16 protein-coding genes and 1 pseudogene are annotated in these 18,958 nt (G+C 54.7%); 9 read left to right on the plus strand and 8 right to left on the minus strand.

The window, feature by feature from the left end:
- Positions 1 to 75: 75 nt before the first annotated feature.
- Complete coding sequence (locus WFM49_RS05610; RefSeq protein ID WP_336972216.1) at positions 76 to 951, minus strand: HNH endonuclease; 876 nt, start codon at positions 949 to 951, stop codon at positions 76 to 78.
- Positions 948 to 2,498: an AAA family ATPase gene (locus tag WFM49_RS05615; RefSeq protein WP_336972217.1), complete on the minus strand. Its 1,551-nt coding sequence runs from the start codon at positions 2,496 to 2,498 to the stop codon at positions 948 to 950. The genes WFM49_RS05610 and WFM49_RS05615 overlap by 4 nt, the downstream gene beginning before the upstream one ends.
- 378 nt (positions 2,499 to 2,876) lie before the next feature.
- On the opposite strand from WFM49_RS05615, the gene WFM49_RS18615 reads away from it, so the two are divergent.
- The 3 genes and pseudogenes from WFM49_RS18615 (at position 2,877) to WFM49_RS05620 (ending at position 3,874) form a co-directional block, all read left to right on the plus strand.
- Positions 2,877 to 3,080, plus strand: coding sequence for an SDR family NAD(P)-dependent oxidoreductase (locus WFM49_RS18615; RefSeq protein WP_442893025.1), 204 nt, complete (start codon positions 2,877 to 2,879; stop codon positions 3,078 to 3,080).
- A 15-nt stretch (positions 3,081 to 3,095) separates the two neighbouring features.
- Positions 3,096 to 3,197, plus strand: a pseudogene (locus WFM49_RS18620) (SDR family oxidoreductase); the annotation flags it as partial.
- A 32-nt stretch (positions 3,198 to 3,229) separates the two neighbouring features.
- A complete protein-coding gene (locus WFM49_RS05620) occupies positions 3,230 to 3,874 on the plus strand; it encodes a DJ-1/PfpI family protein (RefSeq protein ID WP_336972219.1) in 645 nt (214 codons plus the stop codon).
- A gap of 119 nt (positions 3,875 to 3,993) precedes the next feature.
- On the opposite strand, the gene rlmF is transcribed toward WFM49_RS05620, so the two are convergent.
- The 6 genes from rlmF to WFM49_RS05650 all read right to left on the minus strand — a co-directional run bounded on the left by rlmF (position 3,994) and on the right by WFM49_RS05650 (position 11,187).
- On the minus strand, positions 3,994 to 4,989 hold the full coding sequence (gene rlmF, locus WFM49_RS05625; RefSeq protein WP_250757045.1) for a 23S rRNA (adenine(1618)-N(6))-methyltransferase RlmF: 996 nt from the start codon (positions 4,987 to 4,989) through the stop codon (positions 3,994 to 3,996).
- A gap of 136 nt (positions 4,990 to 5,125) precedes the next feature.
- Positions 5,126 to 5,587 (minus strand): dUTP diphosphatase, encoded by a 462-nt coding sequence (gene dut, locus WFM49_RS05630; protein WP_336972222.1) that lies wholly within the window; start codon positions 5,585 to 5,587, stop codon positions 5,126 to 5,128.
- Between the two features lie 73 nt (positions 5,588 to 5,660).
- Entirely contained in the window at positions 5,661 to 6,845 is a 1,185-nt protein-coding gene (gene coaBC, locus WFM49_RS05635) for a bifunctional phosphopantothenoylcysteine decarboxylase/phosphopantothenate--cysteine ligase CoaBC (RefSeq protein WP_336972224.1), read from the minus strand.
- A 20-nt stretch (positions 6,846 to 6,865) separates the two neighbouring features.
- Positions 6,866 to 7,399: a signal peptidase II gene (lspA, locus tag WFM49_RS05640; protein ID WP_373568173.1), complete on the minus strand. Its 534-nt coding sequence runs from the start codon at positions 7,397 to 7,399 to the stop codon at positions 6,866 to 6,868.
- Positions 7,392 to 10,232: an isoleucine--tRNA ligase gene (gene ileS / locus WFM49_RS05645; RefSeq protein ID WP_336972226.1), complete on the minus strand. Its 2,841-nt coding sequence runs from the start codon at positions 10,230 to 10,232 to the stop codon at positions 7,392 to 7,394. The genes lspA and ileS overlap by 8 nt, the downstream gene beginning before the upstream one ends.
- A complete protein-coding gene (locus tag WFM49_RS05650) occupies positions 10,222 to 11,187 on the minus strand; it encodes a bifunctional riboflavin kinase/FAD synthetase (RefSeq protein WP_009455719.1) in 966 nt (321 codons plus the stop codon). The genes ileS and WFM49_RS05650 overlap by 11 nt, the downstream gene beginning before the upstream one ends.
- 49 nt (positions 11,188 to 11,236) lie before the next feature.
- Between WFM49_RS05650 and purN the strand changes: the two genes are divergently transcribed.
- The 6 genes from purN (at position 11,237) to sorU (ending at position 18,926) form a co-directional block, all read left to right on the plus strand.
- Positions 11,237 to 11,893: a phosphoribosylglycinamide formyltransferase gene (purN, locus tag WFM49_RS05655; protein WP_257113269.1), complete on the plus strand. Its 657-nt coding sequence runs from the start codon at positions 11,237 to 11,239 to the stop codon at positions 11,891 to 11,893.
- 173 nt (positions 11,894 to 12,066) lie between these two features.
- Positions 12,067 to 13,332 (plus strand): RsmB/NOP family class I SAM-dependent RNA methyltransferase, encoded by a 1,266-nt coding sequence (locus WFM49_RS05660; protein ID WP_045931823.1) that lies wholly within the window; start codon positions 12,067 to 12,069, stop codon positions 13,330 to 13,332.
- 101 nt (positions 13,333 to 13,433) lie between these two features.
- Complete coding sequence (locus tag WFM49_RS05665) at positions 13,434 to 14,660, plus strand: DesA family fatty acid desaturase (RefSeq protein ID WP_026482877.1); 1,227 nt, start codon at positions 13,434 to 13,436, stop codon at positions 14,658 to 14,660.
- A complete protein-coding gene (locus tag WFM49_RS05670; protein ID WP_336972229.1) occupies positions 14,657 to 16,951 on the plus strand; it encodes a UvrD-helicase domain-containing protein in 2,295 nt (764 codons plus the stop codon). The genes WFM49_RS05665 and WFM49_RS05670 overlap by 4 nt, the downstream gene beginning before the upstream one ends.
- Positions 16,952 to 17,343: 392 nt before the next feature.
- Positions 17,344 to 18,564, plus strand: a complete 1,221-nt coding sequence (gene sorT / locus WFM49_RS05675; protein WP_250757049.1) for a SorT family sulfite dehydrogenase catalytic subunit — start codon at positions 17,344 to 17,346, stop codon at positions 18,562 to 18,564.
- A gap of 53 nt (positions 18,565 to 18,617) precedes the next feature.
- Positions 18,618 to 18,926 (plus strand): SorU family sulfite dehydrogenase c-type cytochrome subunit, encoded by a 309-nt coding sequence (sorU, locus tag WFM49_RS05680; RefSeq protein ID WP_009455724.1) that lies wholly within the window; start codon positions 18,618 to 18,620, stop codon positions 18,924 to 18,926.
- The last annotated feature ends 32 nt before the right edge of the window (positions 18,927 to 18,958 follow it).

The following is an 18,958-nucleotide window of genomic DNA, read 5'->3' on the forward strand; positions in this document are numbered from 1 at the left end:
CGTCAAGGTGGATTTGTTGAGATTTTGGCGCAACATATACTCCGTCCTGCAGTTCAGAAGTGTATGTATACCCGATTAATATGGAGACAAATCTTCATTAAAATTGGCAGAACAGAACCAGTGGCTCTCGCTTAAGGCGAGGTACATAGTTCGCTTCCAACCATTTAGCAGAAGAGAGGTTTCCTCTGCAACGGTGAGTAGATGTGCCCTGAATTGGTCTGATGAGAACACAGCAAGACTTGATTTGCGTTGCCGAATCAGCGGAGTGAGTTCACCGGCGACCTGATTAGAAAACCGGTTTCTCAGATCGCAGTCTTCAAAGTGTTGCTTTGCTCGCTGCTGATCAATAATAGGCCAATGAATAGGAGGGTTCGCAAAAAACCTTACTACAACTTGTTCGCAATGAACAACTTCCGCATGAATCCAGCGCTCCAAGAAGAAGCAATCCTTATCTAGGTAAGGGTGGATCGGTTGTAAGTCCTGGGATGTTGGGAAGCCCGCCCCAGCATCGGTATTGCAGTCTCTGCAGGCTGGAACAAGATTGTACGGATGAACTGATAGCGCTGGAAATTTTGCTTTTGGCAAATAATGATCAAGAGTGCGAGCAGAGCCGATGCCCGCGCAGTAGGGGCATTGACCCTGGGCAGCAACTAAAATTTGATCGTAAATATTACGTGGATGTCCCTTGGACTTTACGACGTTTTCATCATACAAATCCATAAGCACCCCCTTTGAAAGTTCTCCCGCAATGATGTCTTCTTTGTGGCCATGTCTTGCTCTCGGCAAGTCGCACCAAGACCATGTGGAAGAATGGGCTGAAAATTCTTCTGCCGCAGCCTGGATGTCAGCTCGACTTGCAGTGAATGTTTTTCTTGTAGCGTCGTCCATCTCGGCAGTACAGGCATCGAATAGCTCCAGTTCGTTAAAAACTGGGGTGGCTAATTTTTTCATTTCTCAGTCTGGTCCAAGTCGCGATTAATAATCATTGCGCGTAGGATGCCCTTTGCCTCAAATCCTAGGTGCCCTTGAAAATTGGATAAGATTTCATCATATGTACTGCCAGAGGCTACGGCTTCATGTAATAAATTATGAAAACCAGATTTCTCAACCTCTAGACGAAAAACTTCTCTGGTAAGTGTTCCCACATTCTCACCGAATGTTTCTATATCTGGCCTGAATTTTTCAGCTGATGTTCGCTCTCTATATAGTTTCCACACACAAGATTTTGGAATTTCTTGAAGGACCACAGGTGAGTGAGTAGCAATAATTGCCACCCCATTTTGCTTGTATAAAAGCTGGCTTAGGCTTCTTAAAAGAGCTGAAACAAGAGGTGGATGAAGGTGGCTCTCTGGTTCGTCAATTAGTACTAAGGTTTTTTCCTCAACTTTTGCGACTAGTTGCGTGACTGTAAGGATGGTAATTGCATGCCCAGAGCTCATTTTTTTAATGCGCTGTCTAGCATGTTCAGAAACTTGCTCCAGATCATATTGCATCAGGCCAAGGAGGTTCATTTCGGCGAAGTTACTATCACTTTCCAGGACAGAGATAGCAGTAGACCATCGCTGTTTCCGTGATGGCTCACTCAGACAAAATTTTAATGCGTCAACAAACTCCTCATGCAACCGTGTGCGTGATTTGAGTATCGTACCGTCATTATCAGAATAGTCGGTTAGTCCCACATAGCTATACGGAGTTCCATCGGCTGGATTCTCGTCAGAAGCAGGAAGATCGAATGGATCAAAAGCACTAAATGCAATTGAAACTAGATTTGAAAAAAAACCTTTTCCTAAGTTACTTCTCGAGAAGAAAAGGGGGTTATTTTGATAAAATTCAGCTCCATTCTCTGAGCGACCAGAAATAGCCTTGACCATATGCTTCAAAAGCGTTGTTTTCCCAACTCCATTTCTACCAATAAGTGCGTGAATGTTTGTGCTTGGTAAAGTTCCTGCCTTAACACTGAACTCAAGATCAAAGCCGGCGAAAGTTGGAGAGCTTGGGAGGGAAAAGTGGAAATGAAAGTCAGTCGATGGGACTTCGCCAGCTAATACTCTTGTGAATTGAGTTCTAATTGTATTAATGCTAACGCTGCGGAGGTGAGAGGTTTTAAATACGTCTTCGTTTTTTGCGATCTCAAGTATTGTAGGGGATCTTACGACATCTCTTAATTTTATCAGAAAGGCATCACGCCAATCTGGCGAAAAATCGCTCCATAATTTTTTGTAAAAATCAACATCGGTTGCAACGGAAAAATATTTCGAAGATAGCTCGGTGAATTTCTTGTCGAGAGTGCTATAGGTGCTTACCTCTGTAGTTTGACCAAAAAATCCAATTTTAATATTTGGTAGGTTGTGTCTCTTACCATTTTCATCATAGGCAAAGACCTCAAACATCGTAGTAAAAGAGTAATCGTTCCAATAATCAACTCTAAGATACACGGTGTTTTTTTGATAACCTTTTAAGGTTTCATTTCTATCAATTACTACGAAGCTAATTTCCATTTTTTCCTAATTTTTTAGTTCTGATGGTTGTAATAAAAATGTGATTAATTCAGTTTTATAAATTAACAGATTTGTTTAGATTCTATAAATTTATAATAATATTTTCTGACGTTATTTTTCATTTCTCCCTGGCTCTTTTAAGCTAGAGTGTCTCAGATTCTAGCTGCTGAAGCTATATAGATCATTCTGGTATCTCGCAGCAGTCACAAACTATAAGAGTCCGCCAAGTAGATTGAAGTATCTACCGGCGCCGCAGCTAAATGGATAGCCGCCGGCCCTTCGCAGGCCACGGACAAGTAAACCGTAGCTGCCGCTTGCACGGATATCGACATTCTGGTGACCAATGCAGGTGGGCCTCCATCTATGCCTTTTGCTTAGATGGAGGCCACTCACTGGCAAGCTACGTTAGATCAAAACTTCTTGGCAGCGGTGGAGCTAATTCAGACCGTGTTGCTAGGCATGGTAAGCCGCCGATTTGGTCGTATCGTCAATATCACTTCGGTTTCTCTCCGCTCGTCTGTGCTAAACCTGGAGTTGGGGGCTGTGGCAGAGACGTTGATTGCCTCAGTACCAGCCGGGTGAGCAGGAACGCCTGCTGAATTTGGTGCTGCGTGTGCTTTCCTGTGCAGCGAGGCCGCAGGTTTTATCGTGGGTCAGAATTTATCTATTGATGGTGGTTTGGTACGAGCTACGATCTAAGTTATTAAGTCTCAACCATGAGGGGGCACACCATGAGCGGTAAGGCAGTATCGGCTACATCTAACAGCAAAGCAGGCAGTACAACAAAAAAACAAATCGGCATTGTGCTGTTTGATCAGTTTGAAACCCTCGATGTATTCGGACCAGTTGAAATGTGGGGCGGGATGCCGGATTACGAGATGGTCATGGTGTCTCAGCAGGGTGGGCTGGTTCGCTCGTCGCAGGGGATAGAGACACAGGCCGCTTATAGTTTCGAGACGGCTCCGCAGTTCGACATTCTGATGGTTCCCGGCGGTATGGGGACGCGTAGCGAAATCAACAACCCTGCCATGCTGGCCTTTATTCAGAAGCAGGACAGGGCAACCCAGTGGACGGTGTCGGTGTGTACGGGGGCGGCCTTATTAGCCAAAGCCGGTGTTCTGAAGCAGCGTCGTGCTACGTCCAACAAGCTGGCGTTTGATTTTGCAGTGGCTCAGAATGGGGATGTGCTTTGGCAAAAGCAGGCCCGCTGGGTGTTCGATGGCAAGTACGTCACATCCTCGGGGGTATCGGCGGGGACGGATATGGCGTTGGCCCTGGTCGAGAAGCTCTATAACCGTGAGCAAGCTGAAAGCATTGCGCATTGGACCGAGTATGTCTGGAATAGTGATCCGACGATTGATCCGTTTGCGCGCTAAGGCTGGTGTTCACTGGGCGTAGTTGTTGGGTGAAAGCTTTTAGGAGTCGGGGGCTTGGAGTATGTAGCTGATTGCAGCTAGTGCCATCAGCGTATCGAGCATCCCGACTTGATACGAGCCTACTTCCAGCGCTTCTTGCGCCAAGCCTCTTGTGCCGCAGCGTCCAGAAAAGTCCAGGCGACGAAGCGGCTTTGCTTTTGTCCCTGCGTCATTTCTACGGTTTTGACCTTAACCGCTTTGGCCTTTTTCAAGGCATTCAACACACTGGGTACGTTCGATGCTTTGGACACCAAGGTACTGAACCAAAGCACTTGCTCGCCTACCGCCACGCTTTCTTCGATCATGCGGCGGATGAAAAGCGCCTCACCGCCTTCGCACCAGAGCTCCGTATTCTGCCCACCAAAGTTCAGCACAGGAGCATTGTGCTTGGGCGCAGCCTTGCCCAAGCCACGCCATTTACGTTGACTGCCGCTTTCAGCCTCTTCCTGCGACGAATGGAAGGGCGGGTTGCACAGCGTCAGGTCAAAGTAATCATTCGCGCCTAGCAGGCCTTTGAAAATATGTCTGGGGGATTTCTGCTGACGTAACTTGATTGCAGCCGACAAGCCCGGGTTCGCGTGAATAATGCTTCGTGCAGAAGTCAGCGCATCAGCGTCTATGTCGGACCCTAGAAACTGCCAGCCATATTCGGTATGACCAATCAATGGGTAGATAGCATTTGCGCCCACGCCAATATCCAGGACGCGTACTGCCTCACCACGGGGAATGGTCCCCTTATTGCTGTTGGCCAGCAAATCGGCCAGGTAGTGCACGTAGTCGGCCCGGCCCGGTATAGGAGGGCAGAGGTAATCGGCAGGAATATCCCAATGCGCTATGCCGTAAAAACTCTTCAGAAGAGCACGATTCAGGGTTTTGACGGCATTCGGATCGGCGAAGTTGATGCTTTGATCACCGTAGGGATTCACAAAAACGAATTCAGCCAGCTCGGGCGTGTCTTTGATGAGGGCATCAAAGTCGTAACGCCCCTGATGGCGGTTGCGTGGGTGGAGCTGAGCCGCCGTTTTATTTGAAGTGGGTAATTCGGCGTTGGAATTACCTTTTTTTGGAGATGGCATTGGAATCCGAAATTGGCCGGGGTAAGTCTGAGTCGTGGCGCTGCTACGTTTTTAAAGCAAAGCATCAGGGCTAAAGAAGGAGCGATGCTGACTGCGCCAAGGCATTTCGCATCGAGTCCTTCTCCAGTTTTAGAGCTTAGTTCTTGCCCGTGCTGCCAAAGCCACCCGTACCGCGCTCGGTCTCGGTAGAGAATTCGTTCACAAATTGCAGTGCTACTTGCACCACAGGCTGGAACATCAGCTGGGCGATGCGCTCGCCGGGCTGGATCACGTAATCCTGACCGCTGTCATTGGCCAGAATCACGCCAATCTCGCCGTGGTAGTCGGCATCAATCACGCCAATGCCTTGGGCAACACGCACACCGTGTTTCAGGGACAGGCCCGAACGCGAGGCGACGATGGCGACCAGGCCAGGGTCCATCATATTGATGGCCAAGCCGGTTTTAACCAGCGTACGGCCGCCAGCGGGCAGGGTAACGGCTTCGCTCAGGCAGGCGCGCAGGTCCATGGCGGCGGAGCCATCCGTGGCGTAGCTGGGGGCTTCGATGCTCGTGCCCAACAAGTCATTGACGATGCGAGCTTCAATACGGCGGTGCATAGACGGTATCCTGAAAAAAAAGAGGCAGCGCACCTGCTTTAGCGCTGCCCGTCATCATAAAAGAGAAAAGGGATTACAGCCGCTGGGCGATGTCTTGCACCAGCTGGCGTGCGGCCAGCAGTTTATCCTGAGCGGGCCATTGCATATGGCCTTGCTCGTCAAACAGCACCAGTTCGGTATCGTCGGCGTTCATGGCGCGCTGAGCCAGGTTGGCAACCAGTAAGGGCACGTTCTTGCGTTGACGCTTGGCTTGGGCGTGCTCGATCAAGTTGTCGGTCTCGGCGGCAAAGCCTACGCAGAAAGGGCCGTTCTTCAGGGCGGCAACCTCGGCCAGAATGTCGGGGTTGGGGCTGAATTGCAGGTCCGGCGTGGATTGTTCGGACGTCTTCTTGATCTTGATGTCGCTGGCATTGCTGACGTACCAGTCTGCGACCGCTGCAACGCTGATGAAGATATCGGCATCGTCCACTTGGGACATCACAGTGGCGTGCATTTGACGGGCAGTTTCCACGTTGATGCGACGCACCTGGTAGGGCGTTTCCAGTGCAACGGGGCCGGAGACCAGAGTCACTTGGGCACCCGCTTCCTGGGCTGCACGGGCAATGGCATAACCCATCTTGCCGGAGGAGCGGTTGCTGATGACGCGCACTGGGTCAATCGGCTCGCTGGTCGGGCCAGCGGTGATCAGGACGCGTTTGCCTGCCAGCAGTTTGGGCTGAAAGAATGACGTCAGTTCTGCCAGCAATTGGGCAGGCTCCAGCATGCGGCCATCGCCGGTTTCACCACAGGCTTGGTCGCCACTGCCGGGGCCAAGAATGTGTACACCATCGCGGCGCAGTTGTTCGACATTGCGTTGGGTGGCCGGGTGCAGCCACATTTCCCGGTTCATGGCTGGGGCGATCAACAGGGGGCAATGGCCACGAGCAATACACAAGGTGCTGAGCAAGTCGTCGGCCAGACCGTTGGCCAGCTTGGCCATGAAGTTGGTGCTGGCGGGGGCGATCAGGATGGCGTCCGCATCCCGGCTCAGCTGGATGTGGGCCATATTGTTGGGAACACGCGCATCCCACAGGTCGGTGTAGACGGTACGGCCAGATAAGGCCTGGAAGGTGACCGGGCTGATGAAGCGCGTGGCCGATTCAGTCATGACCACATCAATCCGGGCACCCTGGTCCTGGCTGCGACGCAAGAGTTCGGCGGTTTTATAAGCAGCGATGCCGCCGGTGATGCCAAACACCAGTTTTTTATTGCTAAGCATAGGACATGATCCTTACAGACTCAGGAGCGCTGTCGTTTGTTGCGGCGCATGCGCATGAACTCGTCCAGCACCAACAGGGCAGCGCCGCAGCTGATGGCGACGTCGGCAATATTGAAGGCCGGAAAGTAGGATTGATTCCAGTAGAACAGCAGAAAATCTACCACGTGCCCGTGCATCAGGCGATCCACCACGTTGCCGATGGCACCGCCCAGAATCAGGCTTAGCGACAGGCAAAACAAGGGTTGCTTGGCCGAGCGGCGCAGCATGGTCACGATAAAGACCGTGGCAACGGCTGCGATGCCGACAAAGAACCAGCGCTGCCAACCCTGACCACCGGCCAGAAAGCTGAACGCCGCGCCGGGGTTGTAGAGCAGGGTGAAATCAAAAAAGGGCAGGATATTCCAACGTTCCTGATAGAACAGGTTGCTGTCGAAATACTGTTTGGTCCATTGGTCCAGGCCGACAATAAAGGCGGCCAGAGCAATCCAGGCCCAGAACTGCCGCGAGGGCAGTCGGGCCTGGCCGGGAGAAGGGGCCATGTCCTTATCAGGCATGGTGACGCACTTCGCCTTCGCCAAACAGATTGTCCTCGCAACGACCACACAGGGTGGGGTGCTCGGCGCTCTGGCCTACGTCAGGGCGGTGGTGCCAGCAACGCTCGCACTTGGCCTGTTCGGTAGGGGTAACGTCGATGCGCAAGTCGCCTTCGCCTGCATGCACATCGGCACGCGAGACGATCAGCATGAAGCGCAAGTCTTCGCCCAGGGATTGCAGGAATTCCAGATCCTGACCGTTGGCATAGATGTCGATCTCGGCAGCCAGGGAGGAACCGATGGCGCCGGTGCTACGTACATCTTCAATGCGGCGCATCACGTCGGCACGGATGGCGCGCAGGCGTTGCCACTTGCTGCTCAGTGCCGATTGTTCGCCTTGCTCGGGCAGGACATGGAACAGCTCGGTGAAGATGGTGCCGCTAGGAACCGAACCACCGTGCATGTCGCGCCAGGCTTCTTCTGCCGTGAAAGACAGGATAGGAGCCATCAGCTTGAGCAGGGTCTGTGTCAGGTGATACAACGCCGTTTGAGCCGAGCGACGTGGCTGGCCATCTTTAGCCGTGGTGTACAGACGGTCTTTCAGAATATCCAGATAGAACGCGCCCAGGTCTTCGGAGCAGAAGGTCTGCAAGCGAGCCACGATGGGGTGGAACTCGTAGCGCTTGTAGTTCTCCAGCAACTCGGCCTGCATGTCGGCGGTCATTTGCAGGGCGTAGCGGTCGATTTCGGTCAGTTGATCAACAGGCACAGCATGTTGGGTGACATCGAAGTCGGCCAGGTTACCCAGCAGGAACTTCAAGGTATTGCGGATACGGCGGTAGCCTTCCACAACACGCTTCAGAATTTCGTCGGAGATGGACAGCTCGCCCGAGTAATCGGTAGAGGCGGCCCACAGGCGCATGATCTCGGCACCCATCTTGTCGGCAATTTCTTGCGGCTTGATGATGTTGCCCAGCGATTTGCTCATCTTGCGGCCATTGCCGTCTACCACGAAACCGTGAGTCAGCAGGGCTTTGTAGGGAGCGCGGCCGTACAGCATGCAACCGGTCAGCAGGGAAGAGTGGAACCAGCCACGGTGTTGGTCCGAGCCTTCCAGGTACAGGTCGGCAGGCCATTGCAGCTTGTCAGCGTGCGAGCCGTGAGTGGTGTGATCTTTGCCGCCCAGCACCGTAGCGTGCGTGGTGCCCGAGTCAAACCACACGTCCAGCGTGTCGCGATTTTTCTCGTACAGATCAGCCTCGTCACCCAGCAGGTCGCGTGGGTCCAGGTTCTGCCAGGCTTCGATACCGCTCTTTTCGATACGCTCGGCTACTTGTTCCATCAGCTCGGGCGTGCGGGGGTGCAGTTCACCCGTTTCCTTGTGCACAAAGAAAGCCATGGGCACACCCCATTGGCGCTGGCGCGACAAAGTCCAGTCCGGGCGGTTGGCGATCATGGCGTGCAGGCGGGCACGACCCCAGGAGGGGTAGAACTCGGTGTTATCAATGGCTTCCAGCGCCATTTCACGCAGGGTACGGCCGCTGCTGTTTTCCTTATCCATACCGGCAAACCATTGGCTGGTGGCGCGGTAGATGATGGGCGTCTTGTGACGCCAGCAGTGCATGTAGCTGTGCGGGTGCTGCTCGGTTTTCAGCAAGGTGCCGGCGTTCTGCAAGGCTTCCACGATTTGCGGGTTGGCTTTCCAGATCATCTGGCCGCCAAACAGAGGCAGATTTTCGGCGTAATGCCCATTGCCCATCACGGGCGTGAGCATGTCGTCGTCCTTCATGCCGTTGGCTTTGCAGGAGATAAAGTCTTCAATACCGTAGGCCGGGGCCGAGTGCACCACGCCAGTACCGCTGTCCAGGGTAACGTAGTCGCCCAGGTACACAGGGGAGCGGCGTTGGTAGCCTGCATCCACGTGCGCCAGAGGGTGATTGAATTCGATCAGGTTCAGGGCTTCGCCGGTAGCGGTGGCCACGACCTGGCCGCTCAGGCCCCATTGTTCCAGGCAGGATTTCACCAGCTCTTCGGCCACGATCAGCATGGAGCCGGTGGCGCGTGGGCTGTCCAGCTTGACCAGGGCGTAGCTGATTTCAGGGTGTACGTTCAGTGCCTGGTTGGCAGGGATGGTCCAGGGGGTGGTGGTCCAGATAACGATGGCGCCATCGTCCACGCTGTCCACGCCAAAGGCGGCGGCCAGTTTGTCCTTTTGCGCGAAGGGGAAGGCTACGTGCACGGACGGGTCGGTGCGATCGGCGTACTCAACCTCGGCTTCTGCCAGGGCGGAACCACAGTCAAAACACCAGTTCACGGGCTTCAGGCCACGGAACACGAAACCCTTTTGCATGATCTTGGACAGTACGCGCAGCTCGTCGGCTTCGTTACTGAAATTCATGGTCAGGTAAGGGTTCTCCCAGTCGGCCAGCACGCCCAGGCGCTTGAAGTCCTTGCGCTGGCTGTCGATCTGTTCCAGCGCGTAGGCGCGCGCCTTGGCCTGAACTTCAGCTACAGGCAGGTTCTTGCCGTATTTCTTTTCGATCTGAACTTCAATGGGCATGCCGTGGCAGTCCCAGCCGGGCACGTATTGTGCGTCAAAGCCCGCCATATTGCGGCTTTTGACGATGATGTCTTTCAGAACCTTGTTGACCGCGTGGCCAATGTGAATGTCGCCGTTCGCATAGGGAGGGCCGTCGTGCAAAATAAATTTGGGACGACCGGCACTGGCTTGCCGAATTGCTGCATAGACTTTGTTTTCTTCCCACTGGCTAATCCAGCCCGGCTCACGTTTGGCGAGGTCACCACGCATGGGAAAGGGAGTGTCGGGCAAATTGAGAGAGTTTTTATAGTCCATTTGAAGCAAAGTAGTCGCGAGCGCGTTGTGCATCGTTGTCGATGGCGGCGATCATTGTGATGAGGTCCGGGAATTTTTCCTCGTCCCTGACAAATTCCAGAAATTCTATACGGGCAAGTTTACCGTAAGCATCCAGGCGTTGGTCCAGTAAATGCACCTCTAACAGCAGCCGTCCCTGGTCTATGACGGTTGGGCGTACCCCCAAGGAGGCAATGCCGGGCAGAGCCTGTCCGGTCAGTCCGTGCACCCGGACCACGTACACGCCGGAGCGGGCGGCACAGTGTTCAGGAACACGCACGTTCAGGGTCGGGTAGCCAATGTCCCGGCCCAGTTTCTGGCCATGAATGACATGACCACTAATATGAAAGGGTTTGCCCAGCAGGGCACGGGCTCGGTCCAGTTGACCCACGGCCAGGGCGGTGCGCACTTCCGAGCTGGAGATGCGGCGGCCATCGGCATCGGCGACATCGTGCAGAGTCTCGACGCTAAAGCCATGGCGCTTGCCCGCTTCGCGCAACATTTCAATGTCGCCGGCCCGTTTGTGGCCGTAGCGGAAATCCTCGCCCACCAGCAGCCAGCCAGTGTTCAGACCCTGGACCAGAATCTCGTCAATAAAGGTGGCTGCCGACATATCGGCCATGGCCTGATTGAAGCGGGCCAGATAAATTTGTTCAATGCCGCATTGATGCAGGGCTTCGACCTTGTCACGCAGGCCGCTGATCTGCGTGGGGATCAGTTCGGGCCGTTGGCCGCGTTGCGCAAAAAAGGCGCGCGGGTGGGGCGTAAAGGTCATTACACAGGAGCTCAGGTCCTGCTGACGCGCCATTTCATTGACGCGATGCAAGATGGCCTGATGGCCCAGATGGACCCCGTCAAAATTGCCAATGGTGACAGCGCTGCGGGCCGTGCTGTTGCGCCGCGGCAGAGAGCGATAGAGTTTTAGATCAGATTTCACAAGCGAGAGTTTACAATTTTGGATTCGTTATTTCTCGGGAAACAGGATTTTGACCGATTCCACCCTACCTTGTCGCCTTGTTGTGCTTATTTCAGGCCGGGGCTCCAACTTGCAGGCCATAGGCGAACTGATCAAGACAGCGGGCTTAAATGGCCGTATCGAGGCGGTCATCTCTAACAAGGGCGATGCGCCCGGACTGGAATGGGCGCAGCGTCAAGGGCTGCCTACCGAGACGGTTTCGCATCGCGAATTTGCAACACGTGAAGCCTTTGACCAGGCTTTGGCACGCGTGATCGACCGCTACCAGCCAGATTATGTTCTACTTGCGGGATTCATGCGCATCCTGAGCACCGATTTTGTTCAGCACTATGCAGGCAAGCTCATCAATATACACCCATCCTTGCTTCCTAGCTTTCCCGGTTTGAATACCCATCAACAGGCACTTGACGCGGGCGTGCAGTTTCACGGCTGCTCGGTGCATTTTGTGACCCCTGTGCTCGATGATGGTCCCATCATTGCCCAAAGTATCGTGCCCGTCCTGCACAACGATGATGCACAGACTCTGGCAGAGCGCGTTTTGGCAACCGAACACCACGTCTATACCGAGGCCGTACGCTGGCTGATCGAGGGACGGGTGCGTTTGCAGGCTGATGGCCGTGTCGAGGTTGCTGGACTTGCGCATCGCGGCTTTTATTTCCCCGCCTGATTGAGCGGGCTATTTGGAATTTTTGAATATTCATGTCTGATCACCAACAATCCCGCGGCCGCTCGGACCGCAAGCGCCCGTCCTCGTCTGCCCAACGTAACGAGTCTGGAGCGCGTGGTCGCCCTTATGCAGCACGCCGCGACAAACCCTCGGGTCCACCCGAGCCGGGCGCGATGGCACAGCGCCGTCTGGAGCAGGTCTCCAGCGCCTTGGGTGAAGTTTTGCAGTGGAAGCACCCCGCTGACCTGGCCTTGACACGCTGGGCGCGTACACGCCCCAAAATGGGCTCGCGTGACCGTGCCGAGATCCGCGAGGCCGTGTTTGATGTGCTGCGCCACCTGCGTCAGTACCGTAACTGGGCGGAAAGCGGCGTAGGCCCATCTACCCGTCGTCTGGCCATTCTGGGCCTGTCTACGGCTATCGGTCAGGAATCCCTGTCTTTGGGGCTGACGGAAGAAGAGCGCCAGTGGCTGGGCCATATCCGCGCCCTGAATGTGGACGGTCTGCCGGTTGGCGTGCGCCTGAGCCTGCCCGAGTGGCTGGAAGAGCGTCTGAAAGAGATTCCGGATTCCTACAAGCTGATGGCCGCCATGAACGAGCAGGCCTTGCTGGATCTGCGCGTCAACCCCATGAAAGCCGAGCGCGACACGGTGTTGCGCCAGCTGCAAAACGGCCCCATGGCTCGTTTCAAGCCGGTTGCCATGCCGTTTTCGCCCTGGGGTATCCGTATTGAAGGCCGCCCATCTGTCGCAGTATGGCCACAGTATGAGAAGGGCGAGCTGGAAATTCAGGAAGAGGGCAGCCAGTTGCTGACCGCCTTGCTGGAGCCTCGCCGTGGCGAGATGGTTATTGACTACTGCGCCGGTGCCGGTGGCAAATCCCTGCTGCTGGGTGCTTTGATGCGCTCCACAGGCCGTTTGTACGCCTTTGACGTGTCGGCCACCCGCTTGAACAAGGCCAAACCGCGCTTTGCCCGTGCCGGTCTGTCCAATGTGGTGCCTGTCGTGATTCAGGAAGCGGGCGACCAGCGTGTTCGCCGCCTGCATGGCAAGGCACAGCGTGTATTGGTAGACGCTCCGTGCAGTGGATTGGGAACTTTGCGTCGAAATCCTGATCTTAAGTGGCGTCAACACCCCCAAGCTCTGGAGCAGTACACTCAGATGCAGGCCGACATTCTGGAGCAAGCTGCGGCTTGTGTCGCACCAGGAGGTCGTTTGGTTTATGCAACATGTAGTTTCTTGCCTGAAGAAAACGAGCAGCAAGTGCAGGCATTCTTGGACAAACATCCCGAATTCAAACTGCTGGACGCCCGGGAAATCTTGAAGGACAAATGTCCGGCCCTCGCGCTAGAGGGGCCTTATTTGAATCTGCGCACGGACCGTCACCAAACCGACTGTTTCTTTGGTGCGGCACTTGAACGAATCACGGAAAGTGCTTGATTTAAAGCAAGTTCGTCCTTAAATAGTGTTATTGTTAACTGGTTAGGTGGGCTACACTTTTCCGGTTTCCCTTAACACAAAGATCAGGTCTAAAAGGGTCTATGCAATCGTTTCTTTCTTTTCTTGCTGACGGATGGCTGCAACTGTCTTGGTGGCAGCTCACTCTTGTCATTCTGGCGGTGACGCATGTCACTATTGTGTCAGTTACCGTATTTCTCCACCGCAGTCAGGCGCACCGCGGGCTGGACCTGCACCCTGCGCTGATGCATTTCTTCCGTTTCTGGCTCTGGATGACCACCGGTATGGTCACAAAAGAATGGGTTGCGATTCACCGCAAGCACCACGCCAAATGCGAACGTGAAGGCGATCCCCATTCCCCTGTGGTCTTTGGTCTGGGCCAGGTGTTCTTCCGTGGTGCCGAACTGTACCGCCAGGAAGCCACCAACCCTGAAACCTTGAAGCGTTTCGGTCACGGCACGCCCGATGACTGGCTCGAGCGCAACCTGTACAGCAAATACAGCATGTTAGGTATTACCATCATGTTGGGTATTGATCTGTTCCTGTTCGGTCTGCTGGGTCTGACTGTCTGGGCTATCCAGATGGCCTGGATTCCTTTCTGGGCAGCCGGTGTGGTGAACGGTCTGGGTCACGCTATCGGTTACCGCAACTTTGCCAGCCCTGATACCAGCACCAACGTGTTCCCTTGGGGCATCATCATTGGTGGTGAAGAGCTGCACAACAACCACCACGCTTACGGTACGTCCGCCAAGTTCTCCAGCAAATGGTACGAATTTGACTTGGGCTGGTGCTACATTTCGGTGTTCAAGGCACTGGGTCTGGCCAAGGTCAAGAAGGTCGCTCCCAAGCTGCGTCTGGAGCCTAGCGTGCCTTCGAATGCTCCGCTGGAAGGCATTAGCCTGGCAACCTTGCAGGGCGTGATTACTCACCGCTACGAAATTCTGGCCCGCTATGCGGACATCATCAAAACCACCGCTTCGGAAGAAATCGCTCGTCTGAAGCCACAAGTGAACAAGGACAACCCGAATTGCTCCTGGTCCCTGCTGGAAAGCTGCAACGACTGGATCGGTCGCGGCGACGACGTTCTGGCTCCCGAGCAGCGCGCTGAACTGGAAACCGTAGCGGCTGGCGATTCCCGCCTGTCCATCCTGGTTCGCATGCAGCGTGAACTGGCTGGTATCTGGGAAAGCTCCAGTGCCTCCAGCGAGCAGTTGCTGTCCGACCTGCGCACCTGGTGCCAGCGCGCTCAGCAAAGTGGTATTGAAAGTCTTGAGCAGTTCGCCTTGCGTCTGCGCCGCTACGCGGCATGATGGATCGCTTAAACCCGGAACAGCGAGCCGCCGTTACTTTACCCTCTGGCCATGCCCTGGTGCTGGCCGGAGCGGGTAGCGGAAAAACCAGTGTACTGACCTCCCGAATGGCCTGGTTAATCCAGACCGGGCAGGTCAGCCCACATGGCCTTGCTGCTGTTACCTTCACCAATAAAGCCGCGCGCGAAATGCTGACGCGGCTTACTTCTTTATTGCCTATCGATACCCGCGGAATGTGGGTCGGGACCTTTCACGGCCTGTGCAATCGCCTGCTGCGCATGCATTACCGTGATGCCGGTCTGGTGCAGACGTTCCAGATTCTGGATACGGCAGATCAGTTGGCCTCCATCAAGCGTATGGTCAAGGCCAATAATGTGGATGACGAGAAATTTCCGCCCAAGGAAATTCAGAAGTTCATCAACGCCTGTAAAGAAGATGGCCAACGTTCTGGCGACCTGGAAGCGCACGACCCTCACCGCCGCCGCCTGATCGAGCTTTATCAGCTTTATCAAGAGCAGTGCGAACGTGAAGGAGTAGTGGACTTTGGCGAGCTGCTGCTGCGTGCCTACGAGCTGTTGTCCCGCAATGCCCCGATTCGCGAGCATTATCAGCGCCGTTTCAAACACATTCTGGTCGACGAGTTCCAGGACACCAACGTGCTGCAGTATCGCTGGTTGCGTCTTTTGGCCGGTGATCAGGCCTGCATGTTTGCCGTGGGCGACGATGACCAGTCCATCTACGCATTCCGTGGCGCGAACGTGGGCAATATGGCCGACTTCGAGCGCGACTATGCCCGTGGCAATGTGATACGCCTGGAGCAGAACTACCGTTCCTGCGGCCATATTCTGGATTCGGCCAACGCGCTGATCGAGAACAATAGCGGCCGTCTGGGCAAGAATTTATGGACCGATAGTGGCGAAGGCGAGCTGGTACGCATCAGCGAACTGGCCTCGGATGCCCTGGAGGCTCAGTGGATTGTGGACGAAGTCCGCGCCCTGATCGCCGAAGGCAAGCCACGCCGTGAAATTGCCATCCTGTATCGCAGCAACGCCCAGTCCCGAGTGATTGAGCACAGACTGTTTTCCCAAGGCTTGCCCTACAAAGTGTATGGCGGCCACCGCTTTTTCGAGCGTCAGGAAATCAAGCACGTACTGGCTTACTTGCGGTTGATGGATAACGCGGACGATGACACCGCTTTCTTGCGCGTCGTGAACTTCCCGACTCGTGGGATTGGCGCTCGCTCCGTGGAGCAACTGGCTGATCTGGCGCGTGAGCGTGGTACCAGCTTGCTGCGTGCCATTCCTTACCTGCAAGGACGTGCGGCTGCCAGCCTGATGCGTTTCTCGAACCTGATTCAGGATATGGCCAGCCAGGCACAGATCCTGTCCTTGCCCGAGCTGATTGAGCACGTTGTCCACGACAGTACCTTGCTGGCCCATTACCAGGCCGACCGCGAAGGTGCCGAACGGCTGGAAAACTTGCAGGAGTTGGTCAACGCGGCTACGGTTTTTGTGGGTGAAGAAGGCTTTGCCGAACTGCCCGCAGGTCGAGTCCCCGAAGCAGTGGCGGGCGAGTCCGAGCAGGCCATGCAGAACCCGGATCAACCGGCTGCCTCCGTGCTGGCTCCCATGTCGCCTTTGGGCTCTTTCTTGACTCATGCTTCTCTGGAAGCAGGGGACAATCAGGCCCAGGCAGGCCAGGACGCCATTCAGTTGATGACGATCCACGCAGCCAAAGGTCTGGAGTTCGATGCCGTCTTCATTACTGGTTTGGAAGAGGGCTTGTTCCCGCATGAGAACAGCTTGTTCGACCCCGGTGGGATCGAGGAAGAGCGTCGTTTGATGTACGTGGCGATTACGCGGGCGCGTCAGCGACTGTACATCACTCTGGCGCAAAGCCGCATGTTGCACGGCCAGACGCGTTACGCCATGCGTTCGCGCTTTCTGGAAGAGCTGCCTGAGCAACACATCAAATGGTTGTCGGCCCGCTATACCAGTACACCCATGCAGTCAGAGGCCAGTTCGGGCGCCTTCCGTCGTGGTCAAAGCTGGGAGTCCAAGGACAAGAGCTATTCAGCCCAGCCTTACGGCGGTCGCAGTCACACCAGCGTGCTGGAAGTGAATGGCCAGACTTTCCGGGTGGGGCAGGGGGTGCATCACAACCGCTTTGGTGAAGGCACCATTATTAATCTGACGGGTCAGGGCGACGATGCCCAAGCCTTGATTCAGTTCCGTGAAGTCGGCAGCAAGACTTTGGCCTTGGCCATTGCCAAACTGGATCCTGTTAGCTAAAAAGTGAAGCAACGACTGAATCAGTCAATCGCCGTTTGAAGGCCCCCGGAAACTCCGGGGGCTTTTTTTTATGGCCGCACAAAGCGATGGGAATTTTCAAACAGACTTGTTTTTGGCCTGGTTCTTGCATCAAGCAGTTCAATTCTCCAGTTCCTCATTCTTGGTTTCGTAGCCTCCCAAGAAAAGATTCATGTTTTATTTCCTGTTTTTGACAGAAGGATGGTGTGTTCGGAATCCCTTGCTGTATGCGGGTTTCCTGTTTTTAGTATTCTTCTTTTAGCTGCTATATGAGCGTTATATATAAGGGTTATAGATTCTAGTTATAAAGATGGTGCCCCCATAAAATCGAAGCCTAAATTAATTACAAATAACAAACACACATGGAGGCGATCATGGAACCTAGCAATCTCTCGCGCCGGCGCATGCTTTTGTCCACGGGCGGAGTCATGGCTTTGGCGGGAACGGCAAGCCTGACACCCTTGTCAGCGGCACTGGCTCAGGAAAAGGCAAAAACGCAGGCCAAAACCTTGCCAGCCTATGCATCCTGGAAACATGCCGACAGCTTGATCGTGCACAGTGCCAACACTATTGAAACCAAACGCAGCGCTTTTGGCTCGGGTTTGATCACGCCGCTGGATCGCTTGTTCGTGCGTAATAACGTCGCTCCCCCGTCCGAACAGATCGTTGCTGATCCGGACGCCTGGGTGCTGTCGATCAAGGGTGTGAAGAAACCGAAAGACATGAGCGTCGCCGAGCTGAAACGCCTGGGTTTGGTGGCTGTGCCCATGGTGCTGCAGTGTTCGGGTAATGGTCGTGCTTTTTTCCCTGAAAAACCCAGTGGTACTCAGTGGACGGTAGGTGCAGCTGGCTGTGTGGTCTTTACCGGCGTGCCGATCAAGGCCGTGCTGGAGGCTGTGGGCGGCATGGAGGAGGGCGCCAAGTACATGACTGGTCAGGGCGGCGAGGAAATTCCTCAGGGGCTGGACCCGAACACCATTATGGTAGAGCGTTCGATTCCCCTGGAAGCCATTGATGACGCTATCTTGGCCTGGGAAATCAATGGTCAACCCATCCCCTTGGCTCACGGCGGCCCCTTGCGCTTGATCGTGCCGGGTTACACCGGGGTCAATAACGTCAAGTACATCAAGCAACTGGCGTTTACCAAGGAGCAGTCTGCTGCCAACATTCAGCAAAACAGCTACCGTTTGGCGCCTGTGGGTGAAAAGTCCAACCCCAATCAGGAGTCGGTTTGGGAAATGCCCGTCAAGTCCTGGGTGACCAGTCCTAGTGGTGAGCCTGGCGAAGAACTCAAGGCCGGCAAGGTGCAGATCCAGGGCTTGGCTTTTGGAGGCATGTCGGCAGCCAAAGAAGTGGAAGTGTCCGTGGATGGTGGCAAGAACTGGGTGAAAGCGACGTTTGTAGGCCCTGATCTGGGCAAGTATGCGTGGCGTCAGTTCGTTGCAGGCGTGGATTTGAAACCAGGCAAGTACGAGATTGCCAGTCGCGCTACCAGTGAGGCAGGCACGGTACAGCCTGAAGAGCGCGTACCTAATAATCGCGGCTATTTGAATAACAGCTGGCGCGACCACATGTTGGCTGTCACGGTCGTTTAAGTCTTGAATGTTGTACCCGCCCCGTCAGCTCGGGGCGGCTATGGAAGGGAATCATGAAGAAATATCTAGTTGCTGCAGTATCTGTATTTGTTTTTAGTACTCAAGCCTACGCTCAGGAGCAAGGCAGGGAACTGTTTCTGACAGGTGCCAAACCTATTGCCTGTGCGGTCTGTCATACCTTGGCTGATGCTGGTTCAGCCGGGGCAATTGGTCCGGATCTGGATGAACTCAAGCCAGGCAAGGAACAGATCCTGAAGGTCATGAAAGAAGGCATGGGCGCCATGCCTTCTTTTGCACAAACCATGAGTGACGAAGAGCGTGATGCTGTCGCCACCTATGTCAGCTCTGTAGCGGGTCAGTAAGTTCCACCTGCTGTAGCCAGACGCTAGCCGCC

Source organism: Alcaligenes sp. PF14, from assembly GCF_037150615.1.
GTDB classification, from domain to species: domain Bacteria; phylum Pseudomonadota; class Gammaproteobacteria; order Burkholderiales; family Burkholderiaceae_B; genus Alcaligenes; species Alcaligenes phenolicus.

What these genes read in the sequence shown, in the direction of transcription:
- WFM49_RS05610 (WP_336972216.1), bottom strand. Translation starts at nt 951, where the DNA reads ATGAAAAAATTAGCCACCCCAGTTTTTAACGAACTGGAGCTATTCGAT.
- WFM49_RS05615 (WP_336972217.1), bottom strand. Translation starts at nt 2,498, where the DNA reads ATGGAAATTAGCTTCGTAGTAATTGATAGAAATGAAACCTTAAAAGGT.
- WFM49_RS18615 (WP_442893025.1), top strand. Translation starts at nt 2,877, where the DNA reads ATGGAGGCCACTCACTGGCAAGCTACGTTAGATCAAAACTTCTTGGCA.
- WFM49_RS05620 (WP_336972219.1), top strand. Translation starts at nt 3,230, where the DNA reads ATGAGCGGTAAGGCAGTATCGGCTACATCTAACAGCAAAGCAGGCAGT.
- rlmF (WP_250757045.1), bottom strand. Translation starts at nt 4,989, where the DNA reads ATGCCATCTCCAAAAAAAGGTAATTCCAACGCCGAATTACCCACTTCA.
- dut (WP_336972222.1), bottom strand. Translation starts at nt 5,587, where the DNA reads ATGCACCGCCGTATTGAAGCTCGCATCGTCAATGACTTGTTGGGCACG.
- coaBC (WP_336972224.1), bottom strand. Translation starts at nt 6,845, where the DNA reads ATGCTTAGCAATAAAAAACTGGTGTTTGGCATCACCGGCGGCATCGCT.
- lspA (WP_373568173.1), bottom strand. Translation starts at nt 7,399, where the DNA reads ATGCCTGATAAGGACATGGCCCCTTCTCCCGGCCAGGCCCGACTGCCC.
- ileS (WP_336972226.1), bottom strand. Translation starts at nt 10,232, where the DNA reads ATGGACTATAAAAACTCTCTCAATTTGCCCGACACTCCCTTTCCCATG.
- WFM49_RS05660 (WP_045931823.1), top strand. Translation starts at nt 12,067, where the DNA reads ATGGCACAGCGCCGTCTGGAGCAGGTCTCCAGCGCCTTGGGTGAAGTT.
- WFM49_RS05665 (WP_026482877.1), top strand. Translation starts at nt 13,434, where the DNA reads ATGCAATCGTTTCTTTCTTTTCTTGCTGACGGATGGCTGCAACTGTCT.
- WFM49_RS05670 (WP_336972229.1), top strand. Translation starts at nt 14,657, where the DNA reads ATGATGGATCGCTTAAACCCGGAACAGCGAGCCGCCGTTACTTTACCC.
- sorT (WP_250757049.1), top strand. Translation starts at nt 17,344, where the DNA reads ATGGAACCTAGCAATCTCTCGCGCCGGCGCATGCTTTTGTCCACGGGC.
- sorU (WP_009455724.1), top strand. Translation starts at nt 18,618, where the DNA reads ATGAAGAAATATCTAGTTGCTGCAGTATCTGTATTTGTTTTTAGTACT.